Annotated in this window: 15 protein-coding genes and 1 riboswitch; of the genes, 12 read left to right on the top strand and 3 right to left on the bottom strand. The window is 67.2% G+C overall.

All coding sequences use genetic code 11. The features are described 5' to 3' along the window. Positions 1-28: 28 nt before the first annotated feature. From Cte04_RS02240 to Cte04_RS02230, 3 genes are all read right to left on the bottom strand, one after another. Positions 29-694, bottom strand: a complete 666-nt coding sequence (locus Cte04_RS02240; RefSeq protein WP_066471896.1) for a trimeric intracellular cation channel family protein — start codon at positions 692-694, stop codon at positions 29-31. A gap of 168 nt (positions 695-862) precedes the next feature. Further along, positions 863-963: riboswitch (glycine riboswitch) on the bottom strand. A 41-nt stretch (positions 964-1,004) separates the two neighbouring features. Further along, complete coding sequence (locus Cte04_RS02235; protein ID WP_066471021.1) at positions 1,005-3,551, bottom strand: bifunctional diguanylate cyclase/phosphodiesterase; 2,547 nt, start codon at positions 3,549-3,551, stop codon at positions 1,005-1,007. A gap of 331 nt (positions 3,552-3,882) precedes the next feature. After that, positions 3,883-4,155 carry an oxidative damage protection protein gene (locus Cte04_RS02230; RefSeq protein ID WP_066471018.1) on the bottom strand — a complete coding sequence of 91 codons (273 nt, stop codon included), beginning with the start codon at positions 4,153-4,155 and terminating at the stop codon, positions 3,883-3,885. Between the two features lie 142 nt (positions 4,156-4,297). On the opposite strand from Cte04_RS02230, the gene Cte04_RS02225 reads away from it, so the two are divergent. The 12 genes from Cte04_RS02225 to Cte04_RS02170 all read left to right on the top strand — a co-directional run bounded on the left by Cte04_RS02225 (position 4,298) and on the right by Cte04_RS02170 (position 16,298). Next, on the top strand, positions 4,298-5,347 hold the full coding sequence (locus Cte04_RS02225; protein ID WP_066471015.1) for a sulfate ABC transporter substrate-binding protein: 1,050 nt from the start codon (positions 4,298-4,300) through the stop codon (positions 5,345-5,347). 28 nt (positions 5,348-5,375) lie between these two features. Continuing rightward, positions 5,376-5,972, top strand: a complete 597-nt coding sequence (ssuE, locus tag Cte04_RS02220; protein WP_066471012.1) for an NADPH-dependent FMN reductase — start codon at positions 5,376-5,378, stop codon at positions 5,970-5,972. Positions 5,973-6,118: 146 nt separating this feature from the next. After that, positions 6,119-7,141, top strand: a complete 1,023-nt coding sequence (locus Cte04_RS02215; RefSeq protein ID WP_066471009.1) for a sulfonate ABC transporter substrate-binding protein — start codon at positions 6,119-6,121, stop codon at positions 7,139-7,141. A 24-nt stretch (positions 7,142-7,165) separates the two neighbouring features. Then, positions 7,166-8,218 carry a sulfonate ABC transporter substrate-binding protein gene (locus Cte04_RS02210; RefSeq protein ID WP_066471894.1) on the top strand — a complete coding sequence of 351 codons (1,053 nt, stop codon included), beginning with the start codon at positions 7,166-7,168 and terminating at the stop codon, positions 8,216-8,218. A 12-nt stretch (positions 8,219-8,230) separates the two neighbouring features. Beyond that, a complete protein-coding gene (gene ssuD / locus Cte04_RS02205) occupies positions 8,231-9,418 on the top strand; it encodes an FMNH2-dependent alkanesulfonate monooxygenase (RefSeq protein WP_066471006.1) in 1,188 nt (395 codons plus the stop codon). A gap of 27 nt (positions 9,419-9,445) precedes the next feature. Next, entirely contained in the window at positions 9,446-10,309 is an 864-nt protein-coding gene (gene ssuC, locus Cte04_RS02200) for an aliphatic sulfonate ABC transporter permease SsuC (protein ID WP_157081789.1), read from the top strand. A gap of 136 nt (positions 10,310-10,445) precedes the next feature. After that, positions 10,446-11,402, top strand: a complete 957-nt coding sequence (locus Cte04_RS02195) for an ATP-binding cassette domain-containing protein (protein ID WP_066471004.1) — start codon at positions 10,446-10,448, stop codon at positions 11,400-11,402. A gap of 257 nt (positions 11,403-11,659) precedes the next feature. Further along, positions 11,660-12,637: a TRAP transporter substrate-binding protein gene (locus tag Cte04_RS02190; RefSeq protein ID WP_066471001.1), complete on the top strand. Its 978-nt coding sequence runs from the start codon at positions 11,660-11,662 to the stop codon at positions 12,635-12,637. A 3-nt stretch (positions 12,638-12,640) separates the two neighbouring features. Further along, complete coding sequence (locus Cte04_RS02185) at positions 12,641-13,648, top strand: LLM class flavin-dependent oxidoreductase (protein WP_066470999.1); 1,008 nt, start codon at positions 12,641-12,643, stop codon at positions 13,646-13,648. A gap of 262 nt (positions 13,649-13,910) precedes the next feature. After that, entirely contained in the window at positions 13,911-14,126 is a 216-nt protein-coding gene (locus Cte04_RS02180) for a TOBE domain-containing protein (protein WP_066471886.1), read from the top strand. A gap of 188 nt (positions 14,127-14,314) precedes the next feature. After that, on the top strand, positions 14,315-15,184 hold the full coding sequence (locus Cte04_RS02175; RefSeq protein ID WP_066470993.1) for a TauD/TfdA dioxygenase family protein: 870 nt from the start codon (positions 14,315-14,317) through the stop codon (positions 15,182-15,184). A gap of 268 nt (positions 15,185-15,452) precedes the next feature. Continuing rightward, entirely contained in the window at positions 15,453-16,298 is an 846-nt protein-coding gene (locus Cte04_RS02170; protein ID WP_066470984.1) for an ABC transporter permease, read from the top strand. Position 16,299 lies beyond the last annotated feature (1 nt).

Raw genomic sequence — 16,299 nt, 5'->3', positions numbered from 1 at the left:
GTGACGGAAGTTCGGCCGCGCGGCGCACTCATTCCCAGCGCTGCTGATAGGAAAACACCGGCAGGCGCCACTTGAAGCGTATGGCCGCCAGGCGAAAGGCCAGGCCCCCGGCAAAGCACACGGCGGTGCTGATGTTGGAACTCACCTCCAGCGCGCGCAGCGACAGGAACAGCAGGCACACGGTGAGCGAGACGCTGGCATACAGCTCGCGCCGGAATACCACGGGCACCTGATTGCACAGCACGTCGCGCAAAATGCCGCCGCTGATGCCGGTGATCATGCCGGCCATGACCACCACCACGGTCGGGTAGCCGAGCTCCAGCGCCACGTTGCAGCCGATCAGCGAGAACGCGATCAGGCCCATGGCATCGAGGAACAGGAACACCTGCTTGAGCCGGTACATGTGGCGCGCGATCACCGTGGTCAGCAGGCCGAAGGAGATGACGAGGTAGACGTATTCGGGGTGCTGGGTCCAGCCTATCGGGTAGTGGCCCAGCACCATATCGCGGATGGTGCCGCCGCCCAGCGCGGTGACGAAGGAAATCACGGCCACGCCGAAGATGTCCATGTTGCGGCGGCCAGCGGCCAGCGCGCCGGCCATGGCTTCGGCGGTGATGGCCACGAGGTAGATCACCAGCATGACGGTGAATTGGGAGGACTGGAAAGAATCCAGCAAGGAAATCGAAGGAAGCATGACGGCCCCGATGGGAAAGGCCACGGCATCCGGCACTGTGGCAGCTGGATGGGTGGCGCGCCTCTCCCGCTGTCCTTTTACCTGAGAGTTGCATGCACAAGCCCTTGCGCACTTGCCCCTTCGGTGAGCCCTGCAGGTCTTGGCCGCGGGCTGCTCTCCAGTTGGCGAATCCTTCCTGCGGTACTTCGTGCCTGAGCGATTATGGGAGTTTGCGCCTTCGGCGGGAGCCTTCTTGTGTGGCAGGCGCTCCGCTCTCCCGCAGGAAAGCCGCAATTCTAGCCAATCGGCGGGCGGTTTCCGCCGGCCGGCCTCATTTCCATGGCGAGCGGTAGGCCAGCATCTGCGCCAGCGGACCAGGCCTGGCGAACCAGTAGCCCTGGGCGCGCCTGCAGCCCAGGCTGGACAGCAGCAGTGCCTGGGCCTCGAGTTCCACGCCCTCGGCCACGACCTGCACGCCAAAGCCCTCGGCAATGCGCAGCACGGCGGTGACGATGGCCGTGTCCGGCTGGGAGGCCGGCAGCTTGCGCACAAAGCTCTGGTCGATCTTGATGCAGTCGAAGCGCAGCCGGCTCAGATAGGCCAGCGAGGAATAGCCGGTGCCGAAGTCGTCGATCGCGATCTTCACGCCCAATGCCTTGATGGCGCCGATGCGCTGCAGCGTGGCATCGTTGCCTTCGAGCAGCATGGATTCCGTGAGCTCCAGCGTCAGCATGCGCGGCGGCAGGCCGCTGCTGTTCAGGACGCGCTCCAGCGTCGTGGCGAAGTCGGACTGGATCAGCTCGCGGGCCGAGACATTGACATGCAGCTCGAAATCCCGGGGCAGCCGGTCCAGATGCGCGGCAATGTCGTGCGCGGCCTGGCGCAGCACCCAGCCGCCTATGCGCAGGATGAGGTCGGACTCCTCGGCCACGGCGATGAAAACGCCGGGCGGCACCATGCCGCGCGTGGGACTGTGCCAGCGCACCAGGGCCTCGGCGCCGCGCATGTGTCCCGTGGCCAGGTCCACCACGGGCTGGTAGTGCACGGCCAGCTCGTGCTTGTCCAGCGCCTGGCGCAGCTCCATGGCCAGCTGCGTGCGCCCCAGCATGCGCTGCGCCAGCGCGGGCTCGTAGGCCACATAGCGGCGCGGTCCGCGCTCTGCCTCGCCCAGCGCGATGCTGGCGTTGCGCAGCCAGTCGGGCAGGGCACCGGGCAGCAGTTCGCCGGACAGCCCGCCGGCACAGGCACGCAGGAGAATATCGTCCTCGCCCACGGAAAACGGCTGCGCGAACATGTTCAGCACCTGCAGGCTCCGCTGCTGCAGCTGCTCCGTGTCGAGCTGTTCCAGCCACACGATGGCGAATTCGTTGCTGGCCGGCCGGGCCAGCAGTACCTGGCGCGGCAGCTGCGTGCGCAGGCGCTCGGCCACGGCCTGCAGCAACTGTTCGGCGGTGCTGTGACCCACGTCGTCGCGGATGCTGCGAAAGTTCTGCAGCTCCAGCAGGCACAGCGCCGCGTGGCAGGGCTTGCCGGCTGCGATGGCGGCCGCGTCGGCACGCTGGATCAGGCCGGCGCGCGTGAGCAGGTGCGTGAGGGTGTCGAACTGCACCAGCGTGCGCATATGCTCGAAGGATTGCTGCAGCCGCTGCGCCATATGGTTGAAGGCACCCACCAGGGCCGAGATCTCGACCATCCGCGTGGGGGCCAGGGCCTTGGCGGCATCCCAGTCGCCGCCGGCCAGCCGGTGGGCGGCGTCGGCCGTCACCAGGATGGGGCGTATGGCCCGCTGCAGCCACCACAGGCCGAGCGCCAGCCCCAGCAGGGCCAGCACGATGGCGCCCGTCAGGGCGGTGCGGCTGTCGCTGCGTATGCTGCTCACGAGATCGGATTCGGGCAGCACCACCACGATGCGCCAGTCGATGCCGCGCGTGTCGCGAAACGGCGTGATCTGGCCATGGTAGATCTGGCCCTCTTCGGCAAAGCTCAGGTGCAGGGGGGTGTCGTCCGTGGCCGGATGCGCCTCCAGCCAGCGGGCCGCGGTGCGCAGCGCAGGCTCGGGCGACTGCGTCAGCGGCAGGCGTGACGGCGACTGGAAGGCGTTGCCCGGCTGCGCCAGTATGGGTCGTGGCAGCGAATGCGCAACCAGGTAGTCCTGTGCATCCACGATGGCGATGAAGCCGTTGCCGCGCAGCGGCTGCGCCTGGAGAAAGCGGTTCATGCTGCTCAGGCGCAGGTCGGCCGCCACGACGCCGACCACGCCTTCGGGCGTCTTCACGGCGGTGGCGGCGGAAAGCGTCACGTCGCCGCGGTCTCCGGCCACCGTGTAGATGGGCGACCAGCGCGGCCCCTCGGCAGCGATCGCATGGCTGTACCAGGGCCGGATGCGCGGATCGTAGCCGGCGTAGCCCAGGGCGTCGGGTGACGGTTCCAGCCCGGGAAAGACGCGCATCATGCCCTGCGTGCTGTCGTCCTGCAGTATCAGGCGGTAGGTGCCGTCGCGTTCGCGCCGCACGCCCGCATACTCGCCCCGTACGCCGCCGAAGCCCATGACGCTGATCTGGTCGTATTGCGCATACAGCTCGCTGAAGGCGCGGATCAGATGGCGGTAGAGGGGGCGCATGTCGCCGGGCCGGTACACCCCGTCGCGCGCTAGAGCGTCGGCCACGGCGTGCTGCACCTGCAGCGGCGTTTCGAGGTATTCGGCCAGCTGGTGCCGCGAGGCGATGGTGATCGCGTCAAGCAGGCGCAGGCTTTCCTGGTTGATGAGCTTGTCCACCTGGCGCTGCTGCCAGAAGGACAGCAGCCCGACCGTCAGCGCGAAGACCGCGATGAACGGGAGAGTGACCGCCGTGCGAAGTGAAAGACGAAGTTGCGGCATGCGCTATTCCGGGGCCCATGACCGGACAAGGGTTTCGGGGCCATCAGCGCATGCAGCCAGGGTGCAGGCGTCCGGCACTTTGTTTGCAAAATGTATCGCAACTGACGGGCATTCGGAAAAAGAAAGACGGGCATGCATCCGCGTCGTCCTTGCGCTCTGCAAAAGCAAAGGCCCCAGGCCTTTCGGCATGGGGCCCTGCAAGGGCGGCGCAGCCTGGTTCCGTCTGTACCGAACCGTCGGTTATGCGCCCGGCGGCACCTGGCCTGCTGGAGCGGCGGTGCCGCCGAAGAAGTGGTTTTTGCAAAAACCCTTCCTGCCGTGCTGTGCTGTATTACGCACTGGGCGGGACATAGCCCGCCGCGGCGTCGGCACCGCCGCCGAAGAAGTGGTTTTCCATCTGGCGGGCCAGGTACTGGCGGGCGCGGGCGTCGGCCAGGTTCAGGCGGTTTTCATTGACCAGCATGGTCTGGTGCTTGAGCCAGTCGGCCCAGGCCTGCTTGCTCACGTTTTCATAAATGCGCTTGCCCAGCTCGCCGGGGTAGGGGGGGAAGTCCAGGCCTTCGGCGTCAACGCCCAGCTTGATGCAGTGAACAGTACGTGCCATCGATGCGGTCCTTGTCAGTGATTCAGATGTTTTGGCTATAACAAACTGAAATCTTATTGGTTTGAGTTTTAAGAGCGAGATTGAAGAATGCAGAGCAACGGAACACGGATCCGTTATCCATTCATTCAAAGAACACGGTCTCATGAAAAATCGCCGCCACTTTATCAAGTTTCCCGTTGCCGCCAGCCTGATTGCCGGCTTGACCCTGTCGGCCTTGCCCGCATTGCCGGCCTGGGCGCAGTCTCCGGCCGCGCCCCAGGCGGCCGTGCAGCTGCTCAATGTGTCCTACGATCCGACGCGCGAACTGTACGTGCAGTACAACCAGGCCTTCGCCAAGCACTGGAAGGCCACGAACGGCCAGGACGTGAGCATCAAGCAGTCGCACGGCGGCTCGGGCAAGCAGGCGCGTTCCATCATCGACGGCATCGAGGCCGACGTGGCCACGCTGGCCCTGGCCGGCGACATCGACGCGCTGGTCAAGAACGGCAGCGTCAAGCCCGAGTGGCAAAAGCGCCTGCCGCACAACAGCGCACCCTACAACTCCACCATCGTCTTCCTCGTGAAGAAGGGCAATCCCAAGGGCATCAAGGACTGGGACGACCTGGTCAAGCCCGGCATCCAGGTGATCACGCCCAACCCCAAGACCTCGGGCGGCGCCCGCTGGAACTACCTGGCCGCCTGGGAATACGCCAAGCGCAAGTACGGCGGCGAGGCCCAGGCCAAGGACTTCATCACCAAGCTCTACAAGAACGTGCCCGTGCTCGATACCGGCGCACGCGGCGCCACGGTGACCTTCGTGCAGCGCGGCCTGGGCGATGTGCTGCTGGCCTGGGAGAACGAGGCCTATCTGGCGCTCAAGGAGTTCGGCCCCGAGAAGTTCCAGATCGTCGCACCCTCGCTGTCCATCCTGGCCGAGCCTTCGGTGGCCGTGGTCGACAAAGTGGTGGACAAGAAGGGCACGCGCACCGTCGCGGAGGCCTATCTCAAGTACCTGTATTCGGAGGAGGGCCAGCGTATCGCCGGCAGGAACTTCTACCGCCCCACGGATGCCAAGGTGGCGGCCGAGTTCAGCACGCAGTTCCCCAAGCTGGAACTGTTCACCATCGACCAGGCCTTCGGCGGCTGGGCCGCGGCCGACAAGGCGCACTTTGCCGACGGCGGCAGCTTCGACCAGATCTACGCCAAGAAGTAAGACTGCAGCACCGGCGGAGCCCACCACCATGTCCATTTTGTTGATTGCCGGCAGCCCCACCCAGCCATCGCGCTCCACGGCCCTGCTCGAGGCCACGGCGCTGCGGCTCAAGGCCCACGGCGCGGCCGTCGAGCCGGTGCTGCAGCTGGCCAGGCTGGATCCCGCGGCCCTGCTGGGTGCGCAGTTCCAGTCCGCCACCGTCCGCGAGGCCACCGAGCGCGTGGCCCGGGCCGATGCCATCGTGGTGGCCACGCCGGTGTACAAGGCTGCCTACAGCGGCCTGCTCAAGGTCTTTCTGGACGTGCTGCCGCAGACCGCGTTCAAGGGCAAGCTGGTGCTGCCCCTGGCCACCGGCGGCAGCCCGCACCACATGCTGGCGCTGGACTATGCGCTGCGCCCCGTGCTGCAGTCGCTGGGGGCCCGCCACATCCTGCCCGGCATCTACGCCACCGACCAGGGCGTGCCCTTGCTGCCCGAGGGCGGCTACGGCCTGGCGGCGGATATTGCCCAGCGCGTGGAGGATGCTGCCGAACTGCTGGCCGGCGACCTGCGCCGCAACGCGGCCTGGAGTGCGGCCACGGAATTCGAAGACGTCGCCTTTGCCGACGTGCGATGTAGCGTCTGATCCCTTTGCCGGCCGGTGCGCCATCGCCGCGCACCGCAGCCGCCCGTTTTTGATCTCCAATTTTCATAGCAGGCAGCGCCCATGAATGGGGCGCATGGGGAACTTTTGCCCGGATTTCCTGCCCGCCACGCAAACAGGCAAGCACCATGACCGAATTCCACATTTCCGATCTCTCCGCTTCCGCACCGGCAGTGCCGGCCCGCCGCCGATGGCTGCAGACCTCGCTGGCGGCCGCCGCCGTGCTGGCCACCACGGGCGCGGCCTGGGCCCAGGGCCAGGGCACCGCAGCCGCGGGCCCGCGCGTGCTGCGCGTGGGCCACCAGAAGGGCTGGCTGTCGGTGCTCAAGAACCGCGGCACGCTGGAAAAGCGCCTGGCGCCGCTGGGCGTGTCCGTACGCTGGATCGAATTCAACGCCGGGCCCGTGCAGCTCGAGGCCCTGAACGTGGGCTCCATCGACTTCGGCGACGTGGGCGAGGCGCCGCCCATCTTTGCCCAGGCCGCTGGCGCGCCGCTGGTCTACGCGGGCGCCACGGTGCCGCGTCCCGCGCTGGAAGCCGTGCTGGTGCCCAAGGATTCGCCGATCCGCAGCGTGGCCGACCTCAAGGGCAAGCGCGTGGCCTACAACAAGGGCTCCAACGTGCAGTACTTCCTGGTCAAGCTGCTGCAAAAGCACGGACTGCAGTACGGCGACGTGCAGTCCGTCTTCCTGGCCCCGGCCGATGCGCGCGCGGCCTTCGAGCGCGGCTCCGTCGATGCCTGGCTGATCTGGGACCCGTTCCTGGCCGCAGCCCAGAAATCGCTGGATGCCCGCCTGCTGGCCGATGCCACGGGCGTGGTCAACAACCGGGCCTACTACTTCACCTCGCGCGACTTCGCCACCAAAAATGCCGACGTGCTGCGCATCGCCATCGAGGAGCTCAACGCCATCGATCTCTGGGCCTCGAGGAACCAGGCCGCCGCCGCGGCAGAACTGGCGCAGGTGCTGGGATTGGAGACCGCCGTGACCGCGCTGTACCTGAGCCGTGCGCGCTTCGGCACGACCGCCGTGACGCCCGAGATCCTGGCCGAGCAGCAGCAGATCGCCGACACCTTCTTCGACCTCAGGCTCATTCCCAAAAAGCTCAACCTGCTGCACGCGGCCCCCGTGGACCTGCTGGCCAGCCGCTGAGACTGCATCAAAGAGGTGTACACCATGCCCCAACCACCGAGCATTCCCCGTTTCCAGCGCGGGCGCCGCCAGGCCCTGCAATTGCTGGGCACCACGGCCTTTGCCTGGACGCTGGCCGACCACTTTGCGCGCGCCGAGTCCGTACCGGTCACCCAGGCGCCCGCGCAGCTGCGCATCGGCTACCAGAAATCCGCCGTCAACCTGGTCATCCTCAAGCAGCATGGCGTGCTGGAAAAGCGCTTTGCGCAGACCAGGATCAGCTGGCTGGAATTTCCGGCCGGGCCGCAGCTGCTGGAGGCGCTGTCGGCCGGCAGCCTGGACTTCGGGCTGACCGGCGATTCGCCGCCCGTGTTCGCCCAGGCCGCGGGCAAGGACCTGCGCTACGTGGGCGCGGAGCCGCCCAAGCCCGAGAGCTCGGCCATCCTGGTGCCGGCCGACTCGCCGCTGACACGCCTGGCCGACCTCCAGGGCAAGCGCATCGCGCTGCAAAAAGGCTCCAGCGCCCACTACCTGCTGGTGCGGGCGCTGGACAAGGCCGGCATCGCCTGGAGCGAAATCCAGCCCATCTACCTGGCGCCGGCCGATGCGCGCGCCGCCTTCGAGCGCAAGAGCGTGGATGCCTGGGCCATCTGGGATCCCTTCTACGCAGCCACCGAGCTGGCCATACGCCCGCGCGTGCTGACCAACGGAGAAGGCCTGTCGGGCAACAACTCGTTCTACCTGGCCTCGCGCGAGGTGGTGGAGCGCCATCCGCAGGTGATCAAGGCATTGTTCGAGGAGCTGACGCGCGCCGACCGGTTCGCCCAGGCCTCGCGCCAGGAAAGCGTGAGCCTGATCGCGGCCTTCAGCGGGCTGGATGCGAACGTGGTGAGCCGCTTCATCGCCCGGCGGCCCAGCTCGCCCGTGGGGCTGATAGGCCCGGCCATCGTGGCCGAGCAGCAGCGCGTGGCCGATGCGTTTTTTCGTCTCGGCCTGATACCGCGCCAGGTGCGCGTGGCCGACATCGTCTGGCAGCCCTCGGCCGCGGAATTCGCGCGCCTGGCCGCCTCCACCCCCATTGGCGGACCCCAGGTCTAAGGAGAAACAAGCATGCAGGTTTTCTGGTTCATTCCCACCCATGGCGACAGCCGCTACCTGGGCACGGCCCAGGGCGCGCGCCAGCTCAGCCACGATTACGTCAAGCAGGTGGCGATCGCCGCCGACAGCCTGGGCTACGAAGGCGTGCTGATCCCCACCGGGCGCTCCTGCGAGGACCCCTGGGTGGTGGCCTCCAGCCTGATCCCCGTCACCCGGCGGCTCAAGTTCCTCGTAGCCGTGCGCCCGGGCCTGCACCAGCCCAGCCTGGCCGCGCGCATGGCGGCCAGCTTCGACCGCCTGTCCGAAGGGCGCCTGCTGATCAACCTGGTCACCGGCGGCGACCAGGCCGAGCTCGAGGGCGACGGCGTGTTCCTCGACCATGCGCAGCGCTACGAGCAGTCGGCCGAGTTCATCCGCATCTGGCGCGAGATCCTGGCCCGCAGCCACGAGGGCGGCACGTTGGACTACGAGGGCAGGCATCTGACGGTCAAGGGCGCCAGGCTGCTGTTTCCGCCGCAGCAGAAGCCGTATCCGCCGGTGTACTTCGGCGGCTCCTCGGCGGCCGCGCACGAGCTGGCGGCCGAACAGGTCGACGCCTACCTGACCTGGGGCGAGCCGCCCGCCGAAGTGGCCCGGAAGATCGCCGATGTGCGCGAGAAAGCCGCCCGCCACGGCCGTACCGTGAAATTCGGCATCCGCCTGCACGTGATCGTGCGCGAGACCGAGCAGGAAGCCTGGGCCGATGCCGAGCGCCTGATCAGCAAGGTGCAGGACGAGACCGTGGTCCAGGCCCAGGCCGCATTCGCGCGCATGGACTCCGAAGGCCAGCGCCGCATGGCGGCCCTGCACGCGGGCGGCACCAAGCGCAGCCGCCAGGACCTGGAGATCAGCCCCAATCTCTGGGCCGGCGTGGGCCTGGTGCGCGGCGGCGCGGGCACGGCCCTGGTGGGCGATGCGCAGACCGTGGCCGACCGCATCCGGGAATATGCAGACCTGGGCATAGACACCTTCGTGCTCTCGGGCTACCCGCATCTGGAGGAGGCCTACCGTTTTGCCGAGCTGGTGTTCCCGCTGCTGCCATTGGCCGTACGCGACAAGCTGGCCGGCGGCAATGCGGGCGGCCCGTTCGGCGAAACCGTGGCCAATCTGTACTCGCCGGGCGTCGTCAAGGGCGAGCCGGTGCGGGTTTCGCAAAGCTGATACGGCCAGACGCAAGGAGTTTTTTGCATGAGTGAAGTTCAAACCGCAGGCCTGAAGCAGGCGGATGCGATCAAGGGCGCAGACCTGGCCCGCACCACCATCCACCTGTCCACCGGACTGGCGCGCAGCGTGGGCCTGCGCCTGGTTCCCTGGCTGGTGCCCCTCGCGCTGATCGCGGCCTGGCAGGTGGCGTCGGCCCAGGGCTGGCTGTCCACCCGCGTGCTGCCGGCACCGCTGGACGTGCTGCGCGCGGCCTGGGCACTGGCCGTCTCGGGCGAGCTGTGGACCCATGTCAAGGTCAGCGCCGGCCGGGCCCTGGCCGGCCTCGCCATCGGCGGCAGCCTGGGCCTGGTGCTGGGCCTGCTCACGGGCTCGCAGCGCTGGGCCGAGACCCTGCTGGATTCCACCATCCAGATGGTGCGCAACATTCCCGCGCTGGCGCTGATCCCGCTGGTCATCCTGTGGTTCGGCATCGACGAGTCGGCCAAGCTGTTCCTGATCAGCGTCTCGGTGTTCTTTCCGATCTACCTCAACACCTTCCACGGCATACGCAACGTGGACCCGGGGCTGATCGAGATGGGCAGGAGCTACGGCCTCACGCGCTGGCAGCTGTACCGCGACATCATCCTGCCGGGCGCGCTGTCGTCCATCCTGGTGGGCCTGCGGTTCTCGCTGGGCCTGATGTGGGTGATCCTCATCGTGGCCGAGACCATCTCCGCGCAGTCGGGCATCGGCTATCTGACCATGAACGCCCGCGAGTTCCTGCAGACCGACGTGGTGCTGGTCGGCATCCTGCTCTATGCCCTGCTGGGCAAGCTGGCGGATATGTTCGCCCGCTCGCTGGAGCGTTGGTGGCTGCGCTGGCACCCGAGTTATGCGACGACCCCCTGAGCCGCTGCGCGGCTTCCCCCTGGGAGGAGGACGGCGGCCTTTGCGGCGGGGCGGCCCTTGCCGGCCGCCCCGCCGATGGGGTACGCCAGTTTTTCAGGCCGCGCGCTTTTACGTAGATAAAAGAATAGGAACTGCAATGACTCCATTGACAAGCCGCTTCAGTCGGGCCGTGGCCGGCGCATTGAATGCAAGCTTTCCCCTGGTGACCTGGGAGTCCTCGTGGGAGGAAATCCAGGCCCTGGAGACCAGGCGCCAGGCCGAACTGGCGGAGCGCGAGGAGCGCGCCGTGCGGCGCAAGCTGGTGCCGGGCGTGCACCTGCAGGCCAGCGCACTGAGCAAGCGTTACGGCGAGCGCGAGGTGCTGCACCAGGTGCAGCTCGATGTGCGGCCCGGCGAGTTCATCGCCATCGTGGGCCGCAGCGGCTGCGGCAAGAGCACCCTGCTGCGGCTGGTGGCGGGGCTGGAGACGGCCAGCACGGGCCAGGTGCGCATCGACGGAGCCGACGCCGCCGATGCCCGGGACGACACGCGCATCATGTTCCAGGACGCGCGCCTGCTGCCCTGGCTGCGCGTGCTGGACAACGTGACGCTGGGCCTGCCGGCCTCGGCGCGGGAAAGGGGGCGCGAGGTGCTGGCCCAGGTGGGCCTGGCAGACCGCGAGAACGAATGGCCGGCCCGGCTTTCGGGCGGCCAGCGCCAGCGCGTGGCCCTGGCCCGTGCGCTGGTCCACCAGCCGCGCCTGCTGTTGCTCGACGAGCCGCTGGGCGCGCTCGACGCCCTGACCCGCATCGAGATGCACCGGCTGATCGAAGGCCTGTGGCGCCGCCATGGCTTCACGGCGCTGCTGGTCACCCACGACGTGCAGGAAGCCGTGGCACTGGCCGACCGCGTCGTGCTGATCGAGGACGGCCGCATCGCCCTGGACGAAACCATCGCACTGCCGCGCCCGCGCTCGCATGGCGACCCGGCCTTTGCCGCGCTGGAGGAACGCATCCTGAACCGCGTGCTGCAAAAGCCCGATGCACCGGCCCAGGATGACGGCCGCGGCGCCTGGCCCGGCGTGCCGGCCCATGGGCTGCGCTGGGCGGTGTGAATCCCGCAGATGGCATGAAAACGGCAGTCCGCGCTTGATGGGCAAGCGCTGACTGCTCTTTTTTGGAGAGCGTTCCATCACGCCGCGGGCCGGGCGCCGGGTCATGCGGCGCCGGGCTTTAGAATCCTGGGCTTCCCGTTGCCAGGGGGGCCGGCCCATGAAGCGGCCGCGGCCCCTGGTGCCCGCAGTTCCCGGTCCGGGGCTCACCAAGGATTCTTCGCGTGCATTCGCCCACTTCTCATGGCCGCCGTGCCTTCATGGCATCGGCCGCTGCCGCATCTCTTCCCTTTGCTCTTTCCCTTCCCGGCCGGGCAGCCGCTGCGCCGGCCGCCATCCAGCTCAAGCTCGGCTATCCGCTGCCGCAGAACTCCCAGTTCGGCGCGGCGGCCACCGCGTTTGCGCAGGAGCTGGCCCGCCTGACCGAGGGCCGCTTCGGCATCCAGCAGTTCCCTTCCAGCACCCTGGGCGGCGAGCGCGAAATGATCGAGGGCGTGCAACTGGGCAGCCAGGACCTGGCCCTGGTGTCCACCGGTGCCATCGGCAACTTCGTGCCCCAGGTCACCATCTTCGACCTGCCCTTCCTGTTCCGCGACTACGCGCACGCCCATGCCGTGCTCGACGGCGCCATCGGCACCGAGATGCTGCAGCGCTTTCCGGCGCGCGGCCTGGTGGCGCTGGCCTGGGGCGAGGGTGGCTTTCGCCACATCACCAACCACAAGCGGCCCATCGTGCAGCCGCAGGACCTGCGCGGCCTCAAGATCCGCACGCAGGAGAACCCGATGCACATCGCGGCGTTCAAGGGGCTGGGCGCCAGCCCCACGCCGATCAACTGGCCCGAGACCTTCATGGCGCTGCAGCAGCGCACGGTGGACGGGCAGGACAACCCGATCTCGGTGATCGAGGCTTCCAAGCTCTACGAGGTGCAGAAGTACCTGTCGCTGACCCAGCACCTGTACTCGCCCGCGCTGTTCCTGGTGTCGCCGGCGCTGTTCGGCAAGCTGTCCAGGGCAGACCAGGACGCCTTCCGCGCCGCGGCACGCGCCGGGGCCCTGGCCATGCGCCGCCGCGTGGCGGCCGACGAGCAGTCGGGCGTGCGCAACCTCAAGCAGCACGGCATGGCCGTGGTCGAGCAGGTCGACAAGGCGTCGTTCATCGCGGCGCTCGAAACCAGCTACCAGAATTTCAACCAGCAGTTCGGTGCGCAGAACATCGAACGCATCCGGCAGGTGAGCTAATCCATGCGCTATTCCATCTTTTCCGTCCAGGACCACCATCCCTCGCTGCACCGCTCGGTGGCCCAGCTCTACGAGCAGGTGATCGCCGAGGCCAAACTGGCCGAATCGCTGGGCTACGACACCTTCTTCGTGGCCGAGCACCACTTCCACGAGTGCGGCTCGGTGCCCAACCCGGCCGTGTTCCTGGCCGCGCTGGCGCGCGAGACGACGAAGATCCGCCTGGGCGTGGCGGTGTCCAACATCACCATCCACAACCCGCTGACCATTGCCGAGGACTACGCGATGGTGGACATGCTCTCGGGCGGCCGGCTCACGCTGGGCGTGGGCTCGGGCTACCTGCGCCACGAGTTCGAGGGCCACCGCGTCTCGCCCGAGGAAAAGCGCGAGCGCTTCGACGAGAACCTGCAGGTCGTGGTGCAGGCGCTGACCGGCGAGCCCGTGCACTTCCAGGGCAAGTACAACGACCTGCCGGGCGTGGCGCTCAACGTGCAGCCGCTGCAAAAGGACAGGCTGCCCATCCACGTCGCCATCCAGCGCCGCGAGGCCGCCTACCACGTGGGCCGCCAGGGCCGCAACATCTTCTCGCTGCCGTATTCATGCCTGACCTCGTTCGAGGAAATCCGCGGCCTGGTCGAGGACTACCGCAAGGGCTACCGCGAGTCCGGCGCGCCGGGCGAGGGCAGCGCGGTGCTGGCCTTCCACTGCCACGTGGCCGAGACCGACGAGCAGGCCAAGCTGAACGCGGAGCAGGCCTTCAACCTGTACTTGGACACGCGCCTGTTCTACGACACCCGCCGCACCTATGACACCGTGGTCAGCGCCGGCCTGGGCATGTTCGGCTCGCTGCGCACCGTGGCCGACCAGCTGGTGGGCCTGAGCGAGATGGGCATCGACCACGTGATGTTCCTGCAGAACTTCGGTGTGCTGGATTCAAAGCTGGTGCATGACTCCATGCACCGCATTGCCAACGAGGTCATGCCCGAGGTGCTGCGCCGCACCGGCAAGGCCTGATGAATTGAAGCGGAAATGGCTTCCAGCGCTTGATGCAAAGGCGTAGATAGCTATTGTTTTCAAAGCGTTAGCCGCCAAGGGCGGACGCGTTCTGCAAGCCCTGGGGCTGCAGAGCGCGTCCGCCTTTTTTGTTAGATGTTTTGGGTATAAAAAATTTATTTCTTATTTGTTTGAGTTTTGACGCATGGCTTCCAGAATGAAAGTCATCGGTGCACCTGCACTGCTGCTTTCATTCAATCAACGGACTTTCCAGGAGAAGCTCATGTCCATTCAAGCCATCAACGTGCGCAACCAGTTCAAGGGCAAGGTGCGCGAAATCATCCGCGGCGACGTGGTCTCGGAAGTCGATGTGGAAACGCCCTGGGGCACGGTGACTTCGGTGATCACCACGCGCTCCGTGGACGAACTGGGCCTGGCCCCGGGCTCGGAGGTGGTGGCGCTGGTCAAGTCGACCGAGGTGTCGATCGCGAAACTTTGACTACCCCCTGAGCGGCTGCGCTGCTTCCCCCTGGAAGGGGGACGCCAGCCTTTGCTGGGGCAGCCCACGCTGCGGGGCGGCGGGGCCGCCTAGGCCCTTGCTGGCTGTACCGCGCCTGGGTCGCGCCGGTTTTATGCATGGCGCCCAGTGCTCTGCCTTCCAGCTCCATTCCATAAAAGGTTTTGACCATGTCCCACCCCAACGATCACGCGGCCGCGTTCACCCGGTTCGGCGTGGAGCCCTATACGCCGACCATTGGCGCGCTCATCCATGACCTGGATCTGCGCCAGCCGCTGGACGAGGCCACGCGCGCCGAGCTGCGCGCCGCGCTCGCCCGGTACGAGGTGCTGTTCTTTCGCGACCAGGAACTCACGCCGCGCCAGCAGGTGGATTTCACGCGCAGCTTCGGCGAGGTGGCCGAGGTCAAGGCCTTCTTCCCGCGGCTCGAGGACCAGCCCGAGATCGAGATCGTGGAGAGCACGGCCCAGCGGCCCAGCGCGGCCAGCAACTGGCACTCCGACATCACCTGGCGCGAGAACCCGCCGCTGGGCACCAGCCTGTATGCGCAGGTGATTCCGGCCCATGGCGGCGATACGCTGTGGGCCAGCCTCACGGCCGCCTATGCCAGCCTGCCGGCCGCGCAACAGGCCTACCTGGAGACGCTGACGGCCGTGCATACCTGGGAGATCAGCGGCTGGACCGAATACCTGCTGCGCAAGGACGCCAGCGGCGAGGAGCTGCGCGCGGCGCGCGCCAAGTATCCGCCGGTGGAACACCCGGTGGTGCGCGTGCACCCGGTCACGGGCAAGAAGATCCTCTACGTCAATCCCACGTTCACCAGCCACATCAAGGGGCTCAAGCGCGCCGACAGCGATGCGCTGCTGGCCCAGCTGTTCGGCCTGGCCCAGGTTCCCGAGTTCCAGGCGCGACTGCGCTGGCAGCCGGGCACGCTGGCCGTGTGGGACAACCGCTCCACCCAGCACTATGCCGTGGGCGATTTCTTTCCCCAGCACCGCAAGCTGCACCGCATCACCATCACCGTGGACAAGACTTTCTGAACGGTCTGGCCAGAACCGGAGAAAAATCCCAAGGGCGTGCCATGCACGCCCTTTTTGCTTTCATATCAATAGCTTGAAACGCTTTGGTAGCAAGCTTGCGAGCGGTTTCTCATAACTTTCCGGCAGTAGCTTCCGCGCGAAACATCTTTGTCCATGCATATTGCTATTTACCATTTATCGTTATAAGAAAACTAAATTAAATTCTTTTTGATTCTAAAAAAGCCGTGGGCCAGCAAGCTGCGTCCACGGCGGAAAAGGTTCTGAAGGAATGTCGATTTACGCTGTCTCCTCTCTTTCGCGCGCCATGCCCGCGCTGCAGCGCCTGCCGCTGCGGCTGTCATCCGGCCCGCTGCAGCGCCTGGGCCGGGCCTGGCTGACCGCCTGGGTGTTTCCGCTGGCCCTGCTCGCGCTGTGGCAGCTGGCCAGCGCCAGGCAATGGGTGCCCGAACAGGTGCTGCCCGCGCCGGCCCAGGTGTGGGCCGCCTTGTCCGAGCTGTGGACCTCGGGCGAGCTGGGGAGCCATCTGCGCATCAGCATGCAGCGCGTGGCCGCGGGCTTTGGCCTGGCCCTGGCCCTGGGGCTGCCGCTGGGCATAGGCCTGGGGCTGTCGGCCACCTTCCGCGACTATGTGTACCCGCTGTTCAAGGCGCTGGCCCAGGTGCCGGTGATCGGCTGGCTGCCGCTCCTGATCCTGCTGGTGGGTATCGACGAGGAGCTCAAGTTCCTGCTGATCGCCAAGGCGGCCCTGGTGCCCATCGTGGTCAATACCTGCCAGGGCATACAGGGCGTGCCCCAGCGCTTCGTGGAGGTGGCGCGCGTCTATGGCTTCACGCGCCGGCAGCTGCTGGGCCGCGTGGTGTTTCCCGCGGCCACGGCCGCCATCTGGAACGGGCTGCGCTACGGCCTCACCCATGCCTGGCTGGCCCTGGTGGTGGTGGAGCTGCTGGCGTCCTCCGAGGGCATAGGCTTTCTCATCGTCTACGGGCGCCAGCTGTTCCAGCTCGACGTGGTGCTGGCCGCCGTGGTGGCTGTGGGTGCCGTGGGCTTTGCGCTGGACCGGCTGCTGGCCCTGGCCGAGGCGCGGCTGCTGCGCTGGCGCCGCACGGGGTTCTGAA

It is taken from the genome of Comamonas terrae, assembly GCF_001544075.1.
Taxonomy (GTDB): Bacteria; Pseudomonadota; Gammaproteobacteria; order Burkholderiales; family Burkholderiaceae_C; genus Comamonas; species Comamonas terrae.
This window is presented reverse-complemented; position numbering and strand designations above follow the sequence as displayed.

Excerpts from the sequence above, each read along its gene's own strand:
- Cte04_RS02240 (WP_066471896.1), bottom strand. The coding sequence starts at position 694 with ATGCTTCCTTCGATTTCCTTGCTGGATTCTTTCCAGTCCTCCCAATTC.
- Cte04_RS02235 (WP_066471021.1), bottom strand. The coding sequence starts at position 3,551 with ATGCCGCAACTTCGTCTTTCACTTCGCACGGCGGTCACTCTCCCGTTC.
- Cte04_RS02230 (WP_066471018.1), bottom strand. The coding sequence starts at position 4,155 with ATGGCACGTACTGTTCACTGCATCAAGCTGGGCGTTGACGCCGAAGGC.
- Cte04_RS02225 (WP_066471015.1), top strand. The coding sequence starts at position 4,298 with ATGAAAAATCGCCGCCACTTTATCAAGTTTCCCGTTGCCGCCAGCCTG.
- ssuE (WP_066471012.1), top strand. The coding sequence starts at position 5,376 with ATGTCCATTTTGTTGATTGCCGGCAGCCCCACCCAGCCATCGCGCTCC.
- Cte04_RS02215 (WP_066471009.1), top strand. The coding sequence starts at position 6,119 with ATGACCGAATTCCACATTTCCGATCTCTCCGCTTCCGCACCGGCAGTG.
- Cte04_RS02210 (WP_066471894.1), top strand. The coding sequence starts at position 7,166 with ATGCCCCAACCACCGAGCATTCCCCGTTTCCAGCGCGGGCGCCGCCAG.
- ssuD (WP_066471006.1), top strand. The coding sequence starts at position 8,231 with ATGCAGGTTTTCTGGTTCATTCCCACCCATGGCGACAGCCGCTACCTG.
- ssuC (WP_157081789.1), top strand. The coding sequence starts at position 9,446 with ATGAGTGAAGTTCAAACCGCAGGCCTGAAGCAGGCGGATGCGATCAAG.
- Cte04_RS02195 (WP_066471004.1), top strand. The coding sequence starts at position 10,446 with ATGACTCCATTGACAAGCCGCTTCAGTCGGGCCGTGGCCGGCGCATTG.
- Cte04_RS02190 (WP_066471001.1), top strand. The coding sequence starts at position 11,660 with ATGGCATCGGCCGCTGCCGCATCTCTTCCCTTTGCTCTTTCCCTTCCC.
- Cte04_RS02185 (WP_066470999.1), top strand. The coding sequence starts at position 12,641 with ATGCGCTATTCCATCTTTTCCGTCCAGGACCACCATCCCTCGCTGCAC.
- Cte04_RS02180 (WP_066471886.1), top strand. The coding sequence starts at position 13,911 with ATGTCCATTCAAGCCATCAACGTGCGCAACCAGTTCAAGGGCAAGGTG.
- Cte04_RS02175 (WP_066470993.1), top strand. The coding sequence starts at position 14,315 with ATGTCCCACCCCAACGATCACGCGGCCGCGTTCACCCGGTTCGGCGTG.
- Cte04_RS02170 (WP_066470984.1), top strand. The coding sequence starts at position 15,453 with ATGTCGATTTACGCTGTCTCCTCTCTTTCGCGCGCCATGCCCGCGCTG.